Source organism: Lacrimispora indolis DSM 755 (genome assembly GCF_000526995.1).
Classification (GTDB): Bacteria; Bacillota; Clostridia; order Lachnospirales; family Lachnospiraceae; genus Lacrimispora; species Lacrimispora indolis.
The window spans coordinates 4868522-4886990 of record NZ_AZUI01000001.1 but is presented as its reverse complement, the minus strand read 5'-3'; the positions used below and the strand labels follow the sequence as shown (position 1 = coordinate 4886990).

General features: G+C 45.8%; 20 protein-coding genes and 1 riboswitch. Of the genes, 4 read left to right on the top strand and 16 right to left on the bottom strand.

What is annotated here, in order from left to right; all coding sequences use genetic code 11:
* Positions 1-9: 9 nt before the first annotated feature.
* Positions 10-684 (top strand): response regulator transcription factor, encoded by a 675-nt coding sequence (locus K401_RS0123795; RefSeq protein ID WP_024295293.1) that lies wholly within the window; start codon positions 10-12, stop codon positions 682-684.
* Positions 681-1949 carry a sensor histidine kinase gene (locus K401_RS0123790; protein WP_024295292.1) on the top strand — a complete coding sequence of 423 codons (1269 nt, stop codon included), beginning with the start codon at positions 681-683 and terminating at the stop codon, positions 1947-1949. The genes K401_RS0123795 and K401_RS0123790 overlap by 4 nt, the downstream gene beginning before the upstream one ends.
* A 54-nt stretch (positions 1950-2003) precedes the next feature.
* Here K401_RS0123790 and K401_RS0123785 read toward each other — a convergent pair whose 3' ends face one another.
* From K401_RS0123785 to K401_RS0123765, 5 genes are all read right to left on the bottom strand, one after another.
* On the bottom strand, positions 2004-2714 hold the full coding sequence (locus K401_RS0123785; protein ID WP_024295291.1) for a GTP pyrophosphokinase: 711 nt from the start codon (positions 2712-2714) through the stop codon (positions 2004-2006).
* Between the two features lie 25 nt (positions 2715-2739).
* Positions 2740-3576: an Mrp/NBP35 family ATP-binding protein gene (locus K401_RS0123780; RefSeq protein WP_024295290.1), complete on the bottom strand. Its 837-nt coding sequence runs from the start codon at positions 3574-3576 to the stop codon at positions 2740-2742.
* On the bottom strand, positions 3569-4387 hold the full coding sequence (locus K401_RS0123775; RefSeq protein ID WP_027352333.1) for a Cof-type HAD-IIB family hydrolase: 819 nt from the start codon (positions 4385-4387) through the stop codon (positions 3569-3571). The genes K401_RS0123780 and K401_RS0123775 overlap by 8 nt, the downstream gene beginning before the upstream one ends.
* A 266-nt stretch (positions 4388-4653) precedes the next feature.
* The gene (locus tag K401_RS0123770; protein WP_024295288.1) at positions 4654-5238 is read right to left on the bottom strand and encodes a folate family ECF transporter S component; all 585 of its coding nucleotides are present in this window, start codon (positions 5236-5238) and stop codon (positions 4654-4656) included.
* Between the two features lie 60 nt (positions 5239-5298).
* A riboswitch (THF riboswitch) is annotated at positions 5299-5396 on the bottom strand.
* 36 nt (positions 5397-5432) lie between these two features.
* On the bottom strand, positions 5433-5981 hold the full coding sequence (locus K401_RS0123765; protein ID WP_024295287.1) for a phosphatase PAP2 family protein: 549 nt from the start codon (positions 5979-5981) through the stop codon (positions 5433-5435).
* 165 nt (positions 5982-6146) lie between these two features.
* Here K401_RS0123765 and K401_RS0123760 point away from each other — a divergent pair, with 165 nt between their 5' ends.
* Entirely contained in the window at positions 6147-6518 is a 372-nt protein-coding gene (locus tag K401_RS0123760; protein ID WP_024295286.1) for a CidA/LrgA family protein, read from the top strand.
* Positions 6511-7203: an LrgB family protein gene (locus tag K401_RS0123755; protein ID WP_024295285.1), complete on the top strand. Its 693-nt coding sequence runs from the start codon at positions 6511-6513 to the stop codon at positions 7201-7203. Before K401_RS0123760 ends, K401_RS0123755 begins: the two co-directional genes overlap by 8 nt.
* A 182-nt stretch (positions 7204-7385) precedes the next feature.
* Here the strand turns inward: K401_RS0123755 and fliB are convergent, their stop codons facing one another.
* The 11 genes from fliB to K401_RS0123700 form a co-directional block, all read right to left on the bottom strand.
* Positions 7386-8546: a flagellin lysine-N-methylase gene (gene fliB / locus K401_RS0123750; protein WP_024295284.1), complete on the bottom strand. Its 1161-nt coding sequence runs from the start codon at positions 8544-8546 to the stop codon at positions 7386-7388.
* Positions 8547-8642: 96 nt separating this feature from the next.
* Positions 8643-9263, bottom strand: coding sequence for an MntP/YtaF family protein (locus K401_RS0123745; RefSeq protein ID WP_024295283.1), 621 nt, complete (start codon positions 9261-9263; stop codon positions 8643-8645).
* Between the two features lie 179 nt (positions 9264-9442).
* Positions 9443-10879, bottom strand: a complete 1437-nt coding sequence (nagE, locus tag K401_RS0123740) for an N-acetylglucosamine-specific PTS transporter subunit IIBC (protein WP_024295282.1) — start codon at positions 10877-10879, stop codon at positions 9443-9445.
* A gap of 70 nt (positions 10880-10949) precedes the next feature.
* Positions 10950-11192, bottom strand: a complete 243-nt coding sequence (locus K401_RS0123735; protein WP_242837867.1) for an HPr family phosphocarrier protein — start codon at positions 11190-11192, stop codon at positions 10950-10952.
* 20 nt (positions 11193-11212) lie between these two features.
* Complete coding sequence (locus K401_RS0123730; protein ID WP_024295280.1) at positions 11213-11707, bottom strand: PTS sugar transporter subunit IIA; 495 nt, start codon at positions 11705-11707, stop codon at positions 11213-11215.
* A 20-nt stretch (positions 11708-11727) separates the two neighbouring features.
* Positions 11728-12555, bottom strand: a complete 828-nt coding sequence (gene licT, locus K401_RS0123725) for a BglG family transcription antiterminator LicT (RefSeq protein WP_024295279.1) — start codon at positions 12553-12555, stop codon at positions 11728-11730.
* Positions 12556-12856: 301 nt separating this feature from the next.
* Positions 12857-13729 carry an ABC transporter permease gene (locus K401_RS0123720; protein ID WP_024295278.1) on the bottom strand — a complete coding sequence of 291 codons (873 nt, stop codon included), beginning with the start codon at positions 13727-13729 and terminating at the stop codon, positions 12857-12859.
* A gap of 16 nt (positions 13730-13745) precedes the next feature.
* Positions 13746-14690, bottom strand: coding sequence for an ABC transporter permease (locus tag K401_RS0123715; protein ID WP_024295277.1), 945 nt, complete (start codon positions 14688-14690; stop codon positions 13746-13748).
* Positions 14683-15702: an ABC transporter ATP-binding protein gene (locus tag K401_RS0123710; RefSeq protein WP_024295276.1), complete on the bottom strand. Its 1020-nt coding sequence runs from the start codon at positions 15700-15702 to the stop codon at positions 14683-14685. The genes K401_RS0123715 and K401_RS0123710 overlap by 8 nt, the downstream gene beginning before the upstream one ends.
* Positions 15703-15705: 3 nt before the next feature.
* The gene (locus tag K401_RS0123705; protein WP_024295275.1) at positions 15706-16707 is read right to left on the bottom strand and encodes an ABC transporter ATP-binding protein; all 1002 of its coding nucleotides are present in this window, start codon (positions 16705-16707) and stop codon (positions 15706-15708) included.
* The gene (locus tag K401_RS0123700) at positions 16704-18386 is read right to left on the bottom strand and encodes an ABC transporter substrate-binding protein (protein WP_027352334.1); all 1683 of its coding nucleotides are present in this window, start codon (positions 18384-18386) and stop codon (positions 16704-16706) included. The genes K401_RS0123705 and K401_RS0123700 overlap by 4 nt, the downstream gene beginning before the upstream one ends.
* Between the last annotated feature and the right edge of the window lie 83 nt (positions 18387-18469).

Here is an 18469-nt window from a genome sequence, read left to right as displayed (position 1 = left end):
AATCTAATTATGAAAGTGCTGATTGTAGAAGATGAAGTAAGGCTGGCCGATGCGTTGGGACAGATTATGAGGGAACAGCATTATCAGGCTGATATTGTATATAATGGAACCGACGGTTTATCCTGCGGCCTTTCCGGAGAATATGACGTCATTGTTTTAGATGTTATGCTTCCGGGAGAAACCGGTTTTCAGGTGGTAAAAAAGCTGAGAGAAGCCCGCATTCAGACTCCGGTTCTCATGCTGACCGCACGGGATGACATCCGGGATAAGGTGACCGGGCTTGATAAAGGGGCTGACGACTATATGACAAAGCCTTTTATTCCGGAAGAATTGTTGGCCCGCATCCGTGCTATCTCCCGCCGCCAGGGTGAAGTGATCGTAGAGGAAATGAAATTCGGAGACCTGGCTTTAAATTTATCCGCCAATGATTTATGCTGCGGCACAAAATCCATTCACCTTGGGTATAAAGAATTTGAAGTGCTGAAAATCCTTATGGGAAATTCCGGCAGGATCGTTTCAAAGGAATTCCTCATTTCAAGGGTATGGGGCAGTGATTCTGACGCAGAGGATAATAATGTGGAAGCTTATATTTCCTTTCTGCGTAAAAAGCTTAATTTTGTGGGATCAAAGGTCGAAATCAGTACCGTCCGTAAGGTTGGATACCGCCTGGAGGAACGGTTATGATAAAAAAGTTAAGAATAAGATTTGTTTTGATCAACATGACCTTTGTCATTAGCATTCTTTCCGTAGTTCTTGGCATTTTTTACTATGCAAATTACAAACGCATCGAGCGGCAGACCGTCATGGCCCTGCTGCAGGTCATCGACCATGACCGCCAGGAGCGGCCGCCGGATAAGGTGGAATTCGGCCGCAGACCCCAAAAGGACCTGCCTCCTCTCATACCTGTTTTCGTGGTGACCGTAAACAATCGTAATTCCATAGAAACCATAAAGGAAAACAACATCACCGTCACAAAAGAGCAGGCCTCCACTCTGGTAAAGTTAGTAAAGGCCGGCGGTTCTCCCCAGGGAGAGCTTAAGGATTATTCCCTTCGCTATCTTAAGATTTCCGCAATGGAAGGAATTAAAATAGGGTTTGCAGATCAAAGCTATGAACGGAATAATTTAAGGGCTTTGCTCATTAACTGTCTGCTGGTCTTCCTTGGGGCAACTTTTCTTTTTTTGATCCTAAGCCTGTTTCTTTCCCGTCTGGCCTTAATACCTGTGGAAAACGCATGGCGGGTGCAAAACCAGTTCATTGCCGATGCTTCCCATGAATTAAAGACACCCCTCACCGTGATCCTGGCCAACCTACAGATTCTGTCCCTTCATAAAGAATGCACCATCATGGAACAGCAAAAATGGCTGAATAATACGAAAGAAGAGGCCCAACGGATGAAACAGCTTGTGGAAGAATTGCTCTTTTTGGCCCGTTCCGATGCCGAATCCGTTCAGGCGCCTCAAACCGCAAAGGCTCCTCTGGATTTCAGCGATATTGTATTGAACGGAGTCCTGCTGTTTGAATCTGTGGCCTTTGAAAATAAGGTGGATTTAAAAAATGAGATTGAACCCGGCATTTTCCTGGAAGGCTGGGAAGCCCAGCTAAGGCAGCTGACCACCATCCTCCTGGATAACGCCTGCAAATATGCGGGAAAACAGGGTTCCGTGTCCGTAATCTTAAAAAAATCTCCCCATTATGCTGTTTTGACCATCCAAAATACAGGAGAACCCATTCCTGAAAAAGAACAGTCCCACGTTTTTGAACGTTTTTACAGGACAGATAAATCAAGAGTTCGCAAGGAAGGGGGATATGGGCTTGGCCTTTCCATTGCAAAGACCATCGTTGATCAGCATAAGGGAAAAATAAGCCTGACCAGCAGCCTTGAGGCAGGGACCTCTTTTATTGTCAGCCTGCCCCTCCCTTCCCGTCAGTCTTTAGGCAAAGCATAAATATAGGAAGGGCGTAATTGGGAATCTCTCCAATTACGCCCTTCCTTCCTTTATTTATTTTGAGACAGAGATCCCATGATCCTCAATTCTCTTTCTGATTCCCAGCATCCGTTCGTCGGTCTGAGCGATCACATCCGCACATTCCCGCAGTTCTTCGCTGATTTCCTGGGAATACTCTTCCACTTCTTTCTTATATTTTAGCTGGTGGTCTAAGCTGGCCCAGAAATCCATGGCAATGGTACGGATCTGGACCTCGGCTCTCATCCATTTTTTCTGGTCAGAGAAGAAAACCGGAATCTCCACGATCATATGATAGCTGCGGTACCCGTTTTTTTTCGGTTGCCGGATATAATCCTTAATGGCAATGATATGCACATCATCCTGTCTGGCCAGCATCTCTGCCACCGCATAAATATCATCCAGAAAGGAACAGATCACACGGATTCCCGCCACATCATCTAAGTTGTCCATCATGGATTCCATGGAAACAGGCAGTCCTCTCCGCTGAAGCTTTTCTACAATACTCACAGGCTTTTTGACTCTGGACTTGACCAGCTCAATGGGGTTTCTGGAATTTCTCACCGACAGTTCGTCGTTTAAGACCTCCAGTTTTGTTTTGATCTCCCGGATCGCACAGGTATACATCATCATAGCTTCCTGAAACTGGTATGCCTGCTTGATAAGCGGATCCGGAACCTGAACCAGATTGGGAACATTCACAATGGACTGGTTCAATTCACTATTGGGGTTCATGCTAATATTCATTCTTATCCCTCGAAACGTAAATTACTTATGCTTTTTCTGCTGCCACAACCGCCTTGTCAAGCCAGGTCGCTTCTAAATACTCGATGGTACCTTCATCCACTGCTGCTGCAATCCTTGGGTCAATGGGTATCTTAGCCAGTACGGTAAGGCCATTGTTTTTTGCAGCTTCATCAACACGGCTCTCTCCAAATACAGAGATCTGTTTTCCGCAGTCCGGACAGACCAGGTAACTCATGTTCTCCACAAGGCCCAGAATGGGTATATTCATCTTTTTTGCCATATTTACTGCTTTTTCAACAATCATGGTAACAAGCTCCTGGGGAGAGGTCACAATAATGATTCCATCCACAGGAAGGGACTGGAACACGGTCAGGGGCACATCTCCTGTTCCAGGCGGCATGTCCACAAACATGTAGTCAATATTCTCCCAAAGGGCTTCCTGCCAGAACTGCTTGACTGCTCCTGCAATGACAGGGCCTCTCCAGATGACCGGATCCGTCTCATGGTCCAGGATTAAATTTGCCGACATCACTTCAATTCCCGTTGCAGTAGTAGCCGGGATCATGAGACCGTTCGGCGTCATGCCCACACCATAATCAGAAAGGCCAAATGCTTTTGGTATGGATGGACCGGTAATATCCGCATCCAGAATGGCTGTTTTATATCCCCTGGCATTCATGCCCACAGCCATCATGGAAGTCACCAGAGATTTTCCTACACCGCCCTTTCCGCTTACAACGCCGATTACCTTTTTTACTGTACTGGCAGGGTTAAGGGGCTCTAAAAAGCTTACCGGCTCCTCCCGGCTGCTGCAGCTCTCACCACAGGTATTACAATTATGAGTACAATTTACTTCACTCATGGATCATTCCTCCTAATGAATTATAATCTAATATATGGAAAACAGCTTTTTTTAAGCCGTCTGCTTCTATAGAATCCGTAATGTATCCGGCCGCTTCCTTGACCGTGTCAGATGCATTTCCCATGGCAATCCCAAGACCTGCACCAGTTATCATGGAAATATCGTTCGTGCCGTCTCCAATGGCAGCCATCTCATGGGCAGAGAATCCATAATGTGCCGACATCTTCATGATTCCCCTCCATTTGCTTCCGCCTGCCGGAATCACGTCACAGGCCATCTCGTCGTGCCATCGTATGAACTCACAGCCAACAAGATGCTTTCTCAGCTTACTTTCCATGTCATAGGAAACGTAAGGGATAATCTGGTAAATGCGCTGGCTTCTGGCCCGTTCCACATTTAAAACCTGCGGAATCCTGGTCCCGATTTCCAACTGGACCTTCTCTACCATGGAATTCACCATATTGATGTACATGCAGTCCCCTTCCATAAACAGACAGGGAAACGGCTCCTCCTCTAAGAGTGTCAAAGTTTTGTCAACTTCAACAGGATCAATGGGAAAATCATAAATAACTCTTTCCCCGCAATAGCAATACTGGCCGTTTAATGTCACATAGCCGTCAAAGGGGATTCCCTCCAAAAGATCTTCCTCTTCCATTTCAAGCTTATGGCGTCCTGTGGCAATAAACAGAAGGATCCCTGCCTTTCTGGCTTCCAAAAGCGCTTCTTTTGTGCTGTCCGGAATCCTTCCTGTCTGGAAATCCCTCAGCGTACCGTCAATATCAAAAAAAATGGCTTTTATCCGCCTTTCCATTTTCCATCATTCCTTCTTTAACTGATTATTCTTACCTGCCTGACCTTACAAACACTTAAGATTATATTATAACTTATCTGAACTTGCAACGCAAGTGAAGATAAAAGGGCTGTTTTTCAGCCCGTCCATCCGATGATGAACAAAGGCCTGTGCCGTCATTTCCGACGCTACAGGCCTTTGTTCATTATTCCCGTGAAGTCAACGAGCCAATGTCAGAAAAGCTTAACTTTGACGGCTGCCCACGGACCCAGATACCCTATCGCTTGCTACAGGGTATTTGATTTTGTTCCTGCAGTTCCGGCTCTGCGAATGGTCTTAAATACCCCCATAGTATCCAGGGCTTTTACCATGGTATAAAAAATCATGGAATCAATGGGCCACATAACCAGGTTTTTAAACGCCCTTGCCGGGAGAAGCACCATAAACCCCTTTCCGTACAGGATGGAAAGACACATGGTATTAAGGATCACGTTGCAGACCAGCATGACAAGAAACTTGGAGATCAGGACCCTTTTTAAGGTAACAGGCTTTCTGTAATACATACAGCCATACATAATACCTGCCAAAACAGTAACCAGAGTCAGCCCCGGGAAAAATGCACCCGTAGGCTTTAACAAGTATTTAAGCACATCCATGCTTCCGGAAAACAGACCTCCTACTACCGGACCAAACAGATACGAAACGATTCCGTTTGGAATGGAAGAAAAACTGATCCGGATGTAATTTCCCATGTTAATGGAAAACATGCCTAAGACAATTGCTACTGCGCCAAACATGGCAGACGTGGTGATGGTACTTACAGATTTCAGTTCTCTGTAAGAATCGGTGAACAAAGTGACGAATTTTTTCATAAAAAATACCTCCTTTGCAGACCTCAAACTACAACCGGAGATATTATTCCTATCTTCTGATGCAGCGGGATGCGACCGGTGTACCGCAAGAAAATCTTTTCGTCCAGCTGACAACTCCCTGTTCAGCCGGCACTTAACGCACACGGGTCTACTCTGCGATTTATAATATTGTATTTTGTAACGCCATCAGTATATCACAGATTCCAGGGAAAGCAAGTATTTTTTTTAGAAATTCCTCCTCTCTCCACCGCCCAGTGAACCAGAACAGCGATTAAAATGCCCAGAAACAGCCCTCCCAGCACATCAGTCGGGAAATGGACAAACAGATACAGCCTGGAAAAACTGATGAGCACTGCCAGAACCAGAGAGGCAGTTCCCCATTTCCGGTTATAAAGCCAGATGCTCACGGCTCCTTCAAAGGAAGCCAGGGTATGCCCGGAAGGGAAAGAATAATCCTTTGGGTTCCTGATCAGAAGGGGGATACTGGTATCAATCCAACAGGGCCGTTCTCTTGCAACCAGATTCTTAAGAATCATATTTCCCATCAAAAATCCGACTGCCAGGGACAAAATAACGCAGAAACCCGCGACTCTTGTCTTTTTAAAGCACAGTAAAACAATGCCGGTAATGATCCAAAAAATTCCGCTGTCACCCAGACCGGTTATCTCCTTCATAAACACATCCAGCCAGGGAGTATGTAATGATTGTAAAAAATATAAAATGCCAAATTCTATGCCAGCCATTATGCTTCTTTGCTCCTTTTTTATTCATGCTCTTATTATATCCTGAAGCCCTTAATTTGCCAATAAAAAATAGATCATATTAATAAAACCATTTGACAAGACACGCAATTAAGTTTAGGATAAACCATAGTTGAAAACCAGGAAGGAAACTAAGGAGGCTTTGTAATGAAATACATCAGACAATTCACTATTATTCTTTTCATATCCCTGGCCGGAGAGATCATACACCTGTTTATTCCCCTTCCGGTGCCTGCAAGCATTTATGGTCTGCTGATCATGCTGATTGGGTTAAAAAAACGATGGATCCCATTGGAAGCAGTTGAGGACGCCAGCATATTTCTTATTGATATCATGCCATTGATGTTTATTCCGGCAGCCGTCGGACTTTTGGATTCCTGGGGAGTCCTTCGGCCTATTTTAATCCCATTTCTGGTGATCAACCTGGTTTCCACGGTCATCGTCATGGTGATCACCGGAAAGGTGACTCAGTTTTTCATAAAAAACGACAGTAACAGAAAGGCAGAAAAAAATGAGTAATGCAGTAAGTGATTTTTTGTTTTTTGGCGCAGTGCTGAGCCTGTTAGGCTATGAAGTTGGACTCCGTTTGAAGAAACGATTCAAATGGGCCCTTTTCAATCCTCTTTTGATATCCATTTGCATTGTCATGGCATTTTTATCCGCATTTCATATTGATTATGAGGTGTACAACAAAAGCGCCAATTACATCAGCTATCTTCTGACCCCGGCTACCATTTGCCTGGCAGTCCCCCTTTACCGCCAGCTGGAGCTGCTTAAGAAGCATTCCAGAGCCATTATAGCCGGGACCCTGACCGGAGTTCTGTCCACAATGTCCACCGTACTGCTTCTGGCCCTTATCTTTGGTTTAAATCACCAGGAGTACGTTACCTTTTTGCCTAAATCCATTACCACTGCCATTGCAATGGGCATTTCAGAAGAAATGAAGGGATATGTGACCATTACGGTTGCCAGCATTATTGTCACCGGAATCCAGGGAAGCATCATTGCGGAAGCCGTATGCAGAGCATTTAAAATTACGGAGCCAATTGCCAAAGGCATTGCCATTGGTTCCGCCTCCCATGCCATGGGGACCACGAAAGCCATGGAAATGGGGGAAATCGAAGGAGCCATGAGCAGCCTTGCCATTGCAACCTCCGGATTATGCACCGTTATATTTGCTTCCGTGTTCTCTAATTTCTTATAAGCAAAATACAGGCACTTATGATATTGAATACGACTTATGTCCAGGCGGGGAATCAGGTAAATACAGGTGATTTGCCGGTTAATTCTGGTTTGAGAAAATCGGGGAAGAAAGATTGCCGGAACGATTCCGGTCTGTAAAACCCTGAATCATTCCGGCAATCGCCGTTTCTTTCTTCTAATCTCCTATAGCAGCCATAAGATTTCTTCCAGGCCAAAGCTTTTATCAGAACGGAATATTTTCTCCAGTTCATTGAGATTCTCATCCGAATGCTCCACCTCTCTGGAAAACCAGTGGGCCAAATGAACAAATTCCTTAAAATCCAGCCTGCCTTCATTTCTTTTAAAAGCTGCCTGAGCCATTTCCTGAATGAGAAGGGTGCTCACTGCCGCAAGCTTTGTCTTTGCATAGGGATGGCCGTCATAAACGGCTCCGCAGAAATAGGTAAAGATAAAGTACACCATAAGCTGTTCGCTCCACCGCTCCCATTGGCGTTTCCTGCCCTCTTCTTCCATTAAATACCGGTCAAATGCCTTTCTGTTTTCCTCATAGCTTTCCGCTCCGGCATCAAATAATATCTTTTTAAGGCTCCCCATGTATTGAGGCCAGTCCTGATTAAGCACTTCAAGCTTTCCAAAGAGAGAAAACCATTCCTTCATTTTTTCATACCGCATCCTGCCGCTCAACCTGCGGACAGCCATCTTCTTTTCCGCAAGCTCCGCTCCGGCCGCTCCCTGATACCGCTCCATCAAATCATCCAACTGAGAAAGCTTTTCCTGGCGGATCCTCCTTTGCATATCATGAGAAAAACCCAACGCCATAGCAATGCGCAGACGGCAGTCTATATCCCGGTTCTGCAGGATAGAAACCATCAGTTCCCTTGCATCCATAAGCTTTGTAAAGAAAAAGATATCAAAATCCAGGTAGGACTCCTCTCTCTCATCTTCCTTTGTAAGAAAGCGTACAGGCTCTTCACAGCCAAGGATCAGCCCTGCCGCCTCTTCGCAGGACAATGACAAGGAGATTTCCCTGACTCCTTCATATTCCTCCGTATGCCTTGGATAATCCCGGCAGGTTTTGCAAAGCATTCCCGGCCCGGCCTCCCGGTAGATATCACATAGATTGTCCTCATTTAAAAAGGCACACCGGCGGCCGCACTGCTTAAAGGAGCCATTTTTCCAGTCAATAGAATGATGGAGCCTCCTGCCGAAGGCATCTTTTTGCAGCCGATACCGCTTTTTTGTGAGATCATCGATCATAATGGCCCAGCCTGCACAGCAGGTATCCGGACACTTCCCTGCCACACAGCGGAATTTATTATAATAATGTGGAATAGTAAACTGCATAAATGATTGCTCCTGTTTTTTGATAACGATTATACCTCATTTAAAAATGGGGTGCAACCCATTTAAAAGAGCGTCACCCCATTTTCCATCAGCTGGTCACAACTTCCCAAATGCCAGGAACAAAAACAGTATGCCGCTGACCCAGGTTAAATCCCAGCCCTTTAGTGCAGCAAGCTTACGTCCCAGAAACAGGCCCATGTACATGACGGCAGTTCCCACAACCAGAGCGGTAAGTGCCGTAAGCCCCGGAGATATCATCAAGAATCCTGACAAGGCTCCGGCTACCAGACTGTCCAAAGACATGGCCAGAGAAAACATGATGGTTTCCTTCCAGGAAAGGGATTTGGAATGGTCCCAGTCCGCTGCCATGGGATTTCCGTAAATATTTATGATGATGCTCAGTCCTGAAATAGAAAACGTCAGATCCTTGTGAATATTCACATGGCTGTTGATATATTTTTTTATGGTATAATCCAGAAGCTTTATTACTCCCAGAAGAAACAGGCAGGAAAATGCCGCTCCCTTTGCAAAACTTTCCGGCACCAATCCGCTGATCATGCTTCCTAATACTAGGGCAGCCCCCAGGCAGCCGCTGCAGATCCCATTGACCGCAATCACCTTTCCCCACGAAATCTTCAGACGGTTTGCCCCATAGGCAATGCTGGCAACAAAGGTGTCGGTGCTAAGTGCCAGCACAAGAATCAATATATCACGCATATCCTGTCGAACTTACCTTTTTATTTTAATATATTCACCCAAGTCTCTTTTGGCCCCCTAAAGAGCATGGGATTTTTAAAGCCTCACTCCTTTTACTCTTTGTCCCCTGTTCCATCTGCATACTAAAAAGACTGAAAAAGCAGGGGCATCAACACGCCCCTGCTTTTATGTTCATTCATTTACCTGCGCAGCTTATTAAATTCATCTGCCACAAACTGCACCTGAGGTCCTACGATGACCTGTACGCTGGTCTTGCCCGGTCTGATGACACCTGCAACACCTGAAGATTTGATCTTCTTTTCGTCCACCAGAGTATAATCCTTGATCTCAAGTCTCAATCTTGTGATACAGTTATCAACGCTGGTGATGTTCTCCTTACCGCCAAGTCCTTCCAGAATGATGGCAGCAACAGCGGTATAGTTATTATTGGAGAGAGTGATTGTGTTTTCATCCATATCATCATCTTCCCGTCCCGGAGTCTTAAAGTTAAACTTTAAGATTGCAAAGCGGAATACGAAGTAGTAAATAGCCGCATAAACAAGGCCCAGCGGGATAATAAGCAGCGGATTTACAGCCATTGGAGCCTTAAAGCTCAAGAACCAGTCAACGAAACCTGCGCTGAAGTTAAAGCCTGCACGTACGGGAAGCAGGGAGCAGATTATTAAAGAAATACCGGTTAAAATTGCATGGATTAAGTAAAGGCCTGGTGCAAGGAACATGAAAGCGAATTCCAGAGGTTCTGTTACTCCTGTAAAGAAGGAGCATACTGCTGCTGCAAGCAATAAACCATAAGCATTTTTCTTTTTACCAGGTTTTGCGGTATGATACATAGCCAAAGCTGCGGCCGGAAGACCGAACATCATTACCGGGAAGAAACCTGTCATGTACTGACCAGTCTGGCCCAGAACACCATTTCCTGACCAGAAATTACCAAGGTCGTTTACACCTGCAACGTCAAACCAGAATACGGAATTCAGTGCGTGGTGAAGACCTACCGGAATCAGAAGACGGTTGAAGAAACCGTAAATACCTGCTCCTACAGCGCCAAGGCCCAGGATGCCTTTACCAAATGCTACCAGTCCGGAATATACAACCGGCCATATGAAGAATAAAACAAGGCAGGCTACCAGAGAAACAAGAGCAGTTACAATGGCAACAGACCGTTTGCCGCTGAAGAATGCCAGGGCATCGGGCAGCTTGGTGTTTTTAAACTTATTATAGCAGCTGGAACCGATGATACCGGACACGATACCGATAAACTGATTTCCGATCTTGCTGAAAGCCGGATTCACTTCACTGACATCGATGCCTTTTAACATGCCGACTACGCCAGGTGAAAGAATGGTCTGAATCATCAGCCAGGAAACGATGGCAGCCAGTGCGGAAGTACCCTCATGGTCATCTGCCATACCAACGCCAACACCGATTGCAAACAGAACTGCCATGTTATCAATGATGGCGCCTCCTGCCTTAATCAAAAAGGCTGCAACGGCACTGTTTGCTCCCCAGCCGGTGGGGTCAATCCAGTAACCAATCCCCATCAGGATACCAGCCGCAGGCAAACATGCCACCGGAAGCATCAATGATTTACCTAGTTTTTGCAAATACTTCATCATAATAAAGAAACCCCTTTCTTTTTGTCCTGCCGGACATATTTTATCCATACCTGCACCATGCAGGTTCAGATCAAATTTTTTCCAAAACGGTACGGATGGCGGTTATGGCCGCATCCTCATCCGCTCCATTAAACCGGAACCGGATCATACTGCCTTCTGTGACTCCCAGCCCCATTAATCCCAGAAGGCTTTTGCAGTCCGCTTTGTCTGATTCCCATTGGGCTTCTATGCTGCAGGAATACTTTCTCGCTTCCATGAAAATCAGGGAAGCCGGCCTGGCATGAAGTCCCATGGGATCTTTTAATTCATACAAATACTCCCTCATTTAAATACCTACAATTCGATGATTGGTTCCAACTCTTTTACCTGCATCCCTGTATGACATACCATATCCGGATAATTCGGCGTATTGCATACGATGACCGGAGTGATCACTTCATATCCGGCCTCCTTTATGGCTGCCATATCAAATTCCAAAAGAAGCTCCCCTGCTTTCACTTTGTCTCCCTGCTTTTTATAAGCAGTGTAATGTTCTCCCTTTAAATTCACCGTATCAAGCCCCACATGGACAATGATCTCAGCGCCTCCCGGAGTCGTAATGCTGATCGCATGCTTTGTCTCAAATACTACTGTTAAAATTCCGTCAGCAGGTGCAACAATTCTTCCTTTTGCCGGAATAATGGCAACTCCCTTTCCCAGAATCTCCTGGCTAAAGGTGGGATCATTCACTTCGCTTAAGGGGACGGCTGTTCCTTCAACCGGTGACAGAATTTTTTCCCTTTCTTTTTCACCACTTCCCCCAAAAATTTTCTTTAATGAATCAAACATACAAAAAATTCTCCTTTCATTTACAGCCTCATTCTTTTGATGTGGACCGCCAGATATGCGGTTTCCTCTTCTGTTACATCGTGATGGTACGTTTCCATTATATAATCCTTGATTTTTAAACTGCACCCGTATTCTTCCGGATACATCTGGGATATCAAATGGTTAAATTCGCCATTCCCGCTGTCTAACAGCTCTTTTGTAACGATTCTTTGCGCCAGGAACCTTAAATGGGTGACAAACCGTTGATAATTCAATGAAGTTTCGTCAGGCTCCATTGAAAAATACTCCTTCACGATCCCTACGGTGTTCTGAATCAGGTTCGTGATGTCTATGGTATCCCGCATGGCAGTATTAAATTCTGCATTGACAATATGGAACGCAATGAACCCCGCCTCATCCACTGGAAGGGATATGCCGATCCTGCGCTCAATCAAAGCAATGGCGTATTCACCGATCAAGTATTCCTCTTTGTAAAAGGTCTTTATCTCGTTAAGCAGAGGATTTGAAAATTTCATCTTCTCCTTAAAGCGGTGAATGGCAAAATTAATGTGGTCCGTCAGCGTTATGTATATGTTTTGATTAAGGCTCCTGTTTAATACGCTTTTTGCATAATTAATGATTTCCGTAGAAACCTGGATGTGCTCAAGGGGAAGGTTCACCAGCAATTCTTTGAATTTGTCAACATTGTTCTGGCTGTCCAGACGGAATACTTTTTCAACTGTACCTTCCGGGATACTTTTTCCCGGCTTCATGCCAAAGCCGATCCCCCTGCCCATGACGATAACTTCTTTTCCATCCGGCTCCAGCGCACTGACAATATTGTTATTGATGATTTTGTCAATTTTCATACAATGTCCCATCCTATAAAATAAAAAACCAACCTTGACCACGAAAATAGAATTCCATTTTCCATAATCAAAATTGGTTTTGCCTGCTTTCCAGTAACAACCCACTTAATATTTATCCTTACTTAAACTATATCAGTTTTTTTCAAAAAAGTCAACAAAATTTTATACTTTTTTATGTATTTTTTTATAAATCCTCAACTTTTCAGTCTAAAAATAACCTTCCGGTTCCTAAGGAGCAGTAAGTTGTTCACATTTTTCTTTGATTTCAAAATAAATATTGAATTACAAAAAGCCTTATCAATTAATTTCCCGAAGGATCGAAGGCATCTCTTAAAGCATCACCAATAAAATTAATGCTGACAACCAGTAATATGATCATCAGTCCCGGAGGCACCCACAGCCATGGCTTGGATGTGAGGATGGAGATGGATTGGGCCCCGTTTAGCATGTTGCCAAGGCTGGACTGAGGCGGTTGAATTCCCATACCCAGAAAGCTTAGGGCTGCTTCATCCAACATCGATATGGCGATCACGGAGGTCGCATATACCAGAATTGGCGCGACCGTATTGGGAAGTATCTCAGAAAACAGGATATAACGCTTTGGCATTCCTGCGACCCGGTCCCCCTGAATAAAATTCATCTCCCGTATGGATAGAACATTTCCTCTCACCAGCCGGGCAATTCCGGGCCAATCAACAAACCCGAGAATCAATATAATATTTAAAAGGCCCGGCCGAAATATAGCGGCGGAAACCAATACAAGCAAGATATAGGGAAAGGACATGACCATATCAGTAAAACGCATGATGACCATATCCAGGATTCCTCCGAAGAACCCGGATACCAGGCCCAGGACCACACCAATGGCCGTGGACACTGCAGTAGCGGCAAACCCTACCAACAGTGAGATTCTCACGGCATAAAGCATTCTGCTTAATACATCCCTTCCTACCTGGTCGGTTCCAAGCAGATGTTTTATTGAAGGCGGATCGCTGAATCCGCCCACCACCTTATCCGGGTCATAAGGCGAAAGAACCGGAGCGAGCAGCGCACATAAGAGAATCATAGCCAGGAATACGGCACTGGCCACAGCCAGTTTGTGTTTTAAGAACCGCCTCATTACCGTATTGCGGTATGTATTATCTTCACTGATTATTGTGTTATCTTTATTCATTGATTTTCTCCTGCTTTTAATACGTTATTGTCGGATCTACCAGTGCGTAGATGACATCTGTCAGCAGGTTTGCCACCAGAACAACAATGGCGGACATCAGACAGACGCCCATAATGACCGGATAATCTCTGCTGATAATTGCACTCATGGTCATCATGCCAAGTCCAGGCCAGGAAAATACCTGTTCAATGATGATGGCACCGCCAAACAAGATCGGTATATGCATTCCGAATATGGTAATGACCGGAATTAATGCATTACGAAGCGCATGTTTATTAATCACCAGAAAGCGTCCAATTCCCTTTGCCCTCGCCGTTCGCAGATAATCCTTCCGGAGTATTTCAAGCATGGCGCTTCGGATATAACGGATATTGGTTCCGGCCATGGAGGTCGCCAATACAATCACAGGCATGATCATATGCCTGATGACGTCTAAGGCACTTTTCTCCGCTCCCAGGGTATACATACCGCTGGAGGGCAGCCAGCCAAGCCTGACGGTAAAAAGATAGATCAGCACCAATGCCAGAAAAAATCCGGGAACACTGCTTCCCAGGAAGGAAAGCGTAACTACAGTATAGTCCTGCGGCGTATACTTGTGGACCGCACTATAAATTCCTGCAGGTACCGCAATCAGCATGCTGACAAATAACGAGACAGACATCAGCAGCAAAGTTGGTCCGATATAGGTTTTAATCATTTGGCTTACCGGCTGAAAACTCTTTATAGAATATCCCATATTACCCTGCAAAAGATTGGTCAGCCAGATCCAGTATTGTACATAGACAGGCTGCTGAAGACCTAAGGCAATTCTTTTGGTTTCAATGGCTGCCTGGGACACTCTGGGTCCCTGGAGCAGTTCCAATGGACTTCCCACCATTGTCATGATCAGAAAATCAATGATGGTTATGCCAATCAGGACCGGGATAGCAATAAGAATACGCTTGATAATATATTTAAGCATCTGCTGCCTCCTTTGGCCGTTCCCCCAGGGTCAGCACCGGGCAGGCTGCTAAATGCCCGCTTCCTGGCTGGATCGGGATTAAGGCCGACTCGGCTCGTTTGCATTCCTCAATAGCATAGGGACACCGGCTATGAAAATAACAGCCGGAAGGCATATTCTTATTGGAAGGCAGTTCTCCCTGCAAAATCACTCGTTTCCTTCCTCTGGCATCGGGATCGGGAATGGGTGCGGCACTGCATAATGCCTGGGTGTAAGGATGCACCGGATTCTCAAACAGTTCCTTTGCATCTGCAAGCTCCACAATTTTTCCAAGATACATGACGGCAATGCGGTCACTGATGTATTTAACCGCATCCAGACCGTGTCCGATAAACAGATAGGTAAGCTTCAGCTCCCTTTGCAAATCACGAAGCAGGTTGAGAATTTGAGCCTGTATTGATACGTCCAGGGCGCTGACCGGCTCATCGCAGACGACCAGCCTGGGGTTAAGAGACAGCGCTCTTGCGATCCCGATCCTTTGCCGTTGGCCGCCAGAGAACTCATGGGGATAACGCCCCTTGGAGTTTTTCGGAAGCCCTACCATGTCAAGCAGGCGGTCAACCTCCCTATGGATATTCTGTCTTGTACTGACGCCATGATACAGCATTGGATAGGATAAGGTATCAAAAATACGCTTTTTCGGATTAAGGGAGGTATAAGGGTCTTGAAACACCATCTGGATCTGGGTACGGATTCGTCTCATTCCGGCTGCCGTCCGGTCCGTGAACGGATAGCCTTCATAGACAATACTGCCCTCTGTAGGGATTTCCAATGCTGCCAGCTGACGCCCAATGGTGGATTTTCCACAGCCGGATTCACCTACCAGTCCCAGCGTTTCTCCCTGATACAGTTCAAAATCCACTCCGTTCACAGCATGGATCAGCCCAACCGTATGGGGAATAATACCGTCACGGACCGGATAATATTTTTTCAATCCCTTTATCTCTGCCAGAGGCTGTCTTTCCTTTTGCATGTGCTAATTCCCTCCTGACGTTTGCGTCTTCCTCTCCCGGATCTGAGACCTCCGCCAGCATCTTATTCCGTGACTTTCTTCTATTTCAACCAGCCTTTGCTCCAAATCACAGCCGTCGGCAGCATAAGGGCAGCGGTTTGAAAAGCGGCAGCCAATGATCTCCCCGTAATGTTCAGGAACAGTGCCCTCAATCGTCAACAGTTCTCTCTCTTCTTTATCTCTGATACTGGGAATGGAATTCAGCAGCGCCTGTGTATAAGGGTGCCCCGGGTTTTTAAATAAATCATGGACGTCTGCTTCCTCTACAATCTGCCCGGCGTACATAACCATGACCCGGTCCGCCATTTCAGCTACAAGTCCCATGTCATGGGTAATTAAAATGATTGACATATGAAGCTCTTTCCGTAAGCTCCTTAAGAGTTCCATAATCTGTGCCTGAATTGTGACATCCAATGCAGTAGTGGGCTCATCTGCAATGAGAAGCTTCGGATTACAGGCAAGCGCCATGGCGATCATTACCCTTTGCTGCATTCCGCCTGACAGTGTATGGGGATACTTATTCATAATAGAAGAAGGATCCGGCAGTCCTACCTTATCCAGGAGGAGCTCTGCCCGTTCCTTCGCTGTTTTCCTGTCCAAATTTAAATGTATGCGCATGGTTTCCATGATCTGATTCCCAATGGTGAATAGCGGATTTAAGCTGGCCATGGCGTCCTGAAAGATCATAGTCATCTCACTACCGCGGATCCGGTCATATTCCTTCTCCGACAATCCCAACAATTCCTGTCCGTCAAAGATGACCCTTCCTCCGGTGATTTTACCATTTTCTCCAAGCAAGCCCATGACTGACAAAAGCGTGACACTCTTGCCTGAGCCTGATTCTCCAACGATACACAGGATCTCGCCTTGATTTACATCAAGGCTGACCCTGTCTATGCATTTGATATCTCCGGCAACGGTGGAAAACGCCATTTCCAGCGCATCTACTTTCAGCAGCGGAATCATTGTGTCACATCCCATTGGTGAATGTTATTAAAAGAACCATACACATCAGGCGTCGCATTCACCACCCTTTTATTCACAGCCCCGATTGCGCTTATGATATAGGCAGAGATCATGGGAACCTCCTGCTGCATGACGGTATCGATCTTAAGATATTGCTCTCTGATTTCTTTCACATCACTGGTAACCTGAGTCGCCGCCAGTGCCTGGGTTACGGTATCATTTACGTAGCCGGTCCAACCGTCGGAAGATAATAACCAGTTAATGTCCGGATATGGATCTACGGGAGCATAGGTATACTGCACTGCCAGCAAATCAAAATCCTTGCTTCCAGCCTTAGTCATTAAGCTGGATAAGTCCACGGTTGTTACCTGAATCTTGATTCCGATTTCCTGCAGCTTCGCAGCAATATAGTCTGCGGCCTGACAGAACGTGGTATCTCCGCTGTTTACATAGAAGTTCAATATTCTTGAAGCATCCCAGCCGTCCGCAACTGCCTGGGCAACCAACTCCCTGGCTTTTTCCGGATTATACGCAGTAGGGGTCAGGCTTGCATCATAGAAAGGTCCCGCACTGGACAGGAAGCCGTCAACCACTTCACCTTTTCCGTTTAAAAGCCCTGTTATGATGGATGGGCGGTCAATCCCATAAAGAATCGCCTGACGTATACGGGGATCCGTTACTGTGGTAGTATTAAAGAAGATCGACTGATTTGTGACAGGAGCGCCATAGTTTACCGTTACATTCTCAAGGGCTTCCACGCTGGCATAATCCTCCTGCAGAACGCCGCCGGTGGTCTGCTGTACAAAGTCAATCTCTCCTGACTGCAGCCCGGTCAGCAATTGTGCCGCAGGTACGATCTTGATATTTAACCGGTTAATCTTAGGAATTCCCTTCCAGTATTTATCATTTGCCTCATAAGACACATAATGCTGCAAATCAACGGAAGTGATACGGTAGGGACCGTTAACTACTGTGGGAGCGTTGAACCAGTCATAGCCTGCCAGATCTTCATCTGATACGCTCTCCAGAACATGCTTGGGCAGCGTCAGTATATAACGTCCATAAGTATTCTGGAATGTGGTAAGAGCCATCTGATACTTGGTCGTAAATTGGACGGTTTTACTGTCAATTGCCTTAACGCCGGATATTTCCGTCGCCCCTTCCTCTGAAAAGCCATCGTCGCCCACGCCTTCAATGGCATAAAGCGCCATGCTTGCATTGGCACGGATGGGACTTGACAGCTTAAGAACGGTGTAAACCACATCGTCTGCAGTTACAGGCTGACCGTCAGACCAGCTTGCGTTCGGATCAATATTCACTGTGAAATGAATATTGTCCTCTGTGGTTATGGAAGAAGCCAGCATTCCCTCAAACTCCAGATTGCCGCTTAATTCAACAAGAGGCAGGAATTCCATTGCAGTGGAGGTCTTCATGATCTCAGTCGCATCCATCAACAATGGGTTTACGCTGCTGATAGAATCAGTCATTCCGATGTTTACGATCTTATCCTCTCCACTCTCACCCTTTGCGGAATTATCCTCTGTCTTGTTTTCCTTTGCCGGATTCTCAGTTCCGGGACCGGAATCTGGCTTTGCACAGGCCGCAAGGGATACCACCATCACAAAAACCAGCATGGCCCCAATTACCTTATGTAGTTTTTGAAAGACTATTTTTTTCATAATTGCCGTCCTCCTAAAATAAAAAAAATTTTCTCAGATACTTATCCTGCGCACTGCATGTATTCCTCATATTGGATTATACA

Coding starts and splice junctions, on each gene's coding strand:
- K401_RS0123795 (WP_024295293.1), top strand. CDS start 10: ATGAAAGTGCTGATTGTAGAAGATGAAGTAAGGCTGGCCGATGCGTTG.
- K401_RS0123770 (WP_024295288.1), bottom strand. CDS start 5,238: ATGAAAAAATTCGTCACTTTGTTCACCGATTCTTACAGAGAACTGAAA.
- K401_RS0123745 (WP_024295283.1), bottom strand. CDS start 9,263: ATGCGTGATATATTGATTCTTGTGCTGGCACTTAGCACCGACACCTTT.
- K401_RS0123765 (WP_024295287.1), bottom strand. CDS start 5,981: ATGGCTGGCATAGAATTTGGCATTTTATATTTTTTACAATCATTACAT.
- K401_RS0123730 (WP_024295280.1), bottom strand. CDS start 11,707: ATGTTTGATTCATTAAAGAAAATTTTTGGGGGAAGTGGTGAAAAAGAA.
- fliB (WP_024295284.1), bottom strand. CDS start 8,546: ATGCAGTTTACTATTCCACATTATTATAATAAATTCCGCTGTGTGGCA.
- K401_RS0123710 (WP_024295276.1), bottom strand. CDS start 15,702: ATGCAAAAGGAAAGACAGCCTCTGGCAGAGATAAAGGGATTGAAAAAA.
- K401_RS0123720 (WP_024295278.1), bottom strand. CDS start 13,729: ATGAATAAAGATAACACAATAATCAGTGAAGATAATACATACCGCAAT.
- K401_RS0123785 (WP_024295291.1), bottom strand. CDS start 2,714: ATGAATATTAGCATGAACCCCAATAGTGAATTGAACCAGTCCATTGTG.
- K401_RS0123790 (WP_024295292.1), top strand. CDS start 681: ATGATAAAAAAGTTAAGAATAAGATTTGTTTTGATCAACATGACCTTT.
- K401_RS0123755 (WP_024295285.1), top strand. CDS start 6,511: ATGAGTAATGCAGTAAGTGATTTTTTGTTTTTTGGCGCAGTGCTGAGC.
- K401_RS0123715 (WP_024295277.1), bottom strand. CDS start 14,690: ATGCTTAAATATATTATCAAGCGTATTCTTATTGCTATCCCGGTCCTG.
- K401_RS0123775 (WP_027352333.1), bottom strand. CDS start 4,387: ATGGAAAGGCGGATAAAAGCCATTTTTTTTGATATTGACGGTACGCTG.
- K401_RS0123780 (WP_024295290.1), bottom strand. CDS start 3,576: ATGAGTGAAGTAAATTGTACTCATAATTGTAATACCTGTGGTGAGAGC.
- K401_RS0123760 (WP_024295286.1), top strand. CDS start 6,147: ATGAAATACATCAGACAATTCACTATTATTCTTTTCATATCCCTGGCC.
- licT (WP_024295279.1), bottom strand. CDS start 12,555: ATGAAAATTGACAAAATCATCAATAACAATATTGTCAGTGCGCTGGAG.
- K401_RS0123705 (WP_024295275.1), bottom strand. CDS start 16,707: ATGATTCCGCTGCTGAAAGTAGATGCGCTGGAAATGGCGTTTTCCACC.
- K401_RS0123700 (WP_027352334.1), bottom strand. CDS start 18,386: ATGAAAAAAATAGTCTTTCAAAAACTACATAAGGTAATTGGGGCCATG.
- nagE (WP_024295282.1), bottom strand. CDS start 10,879: ATGATGAAGTATTTGCAAAAACTAGGTAAATCATTGATGCTTCCGGTG.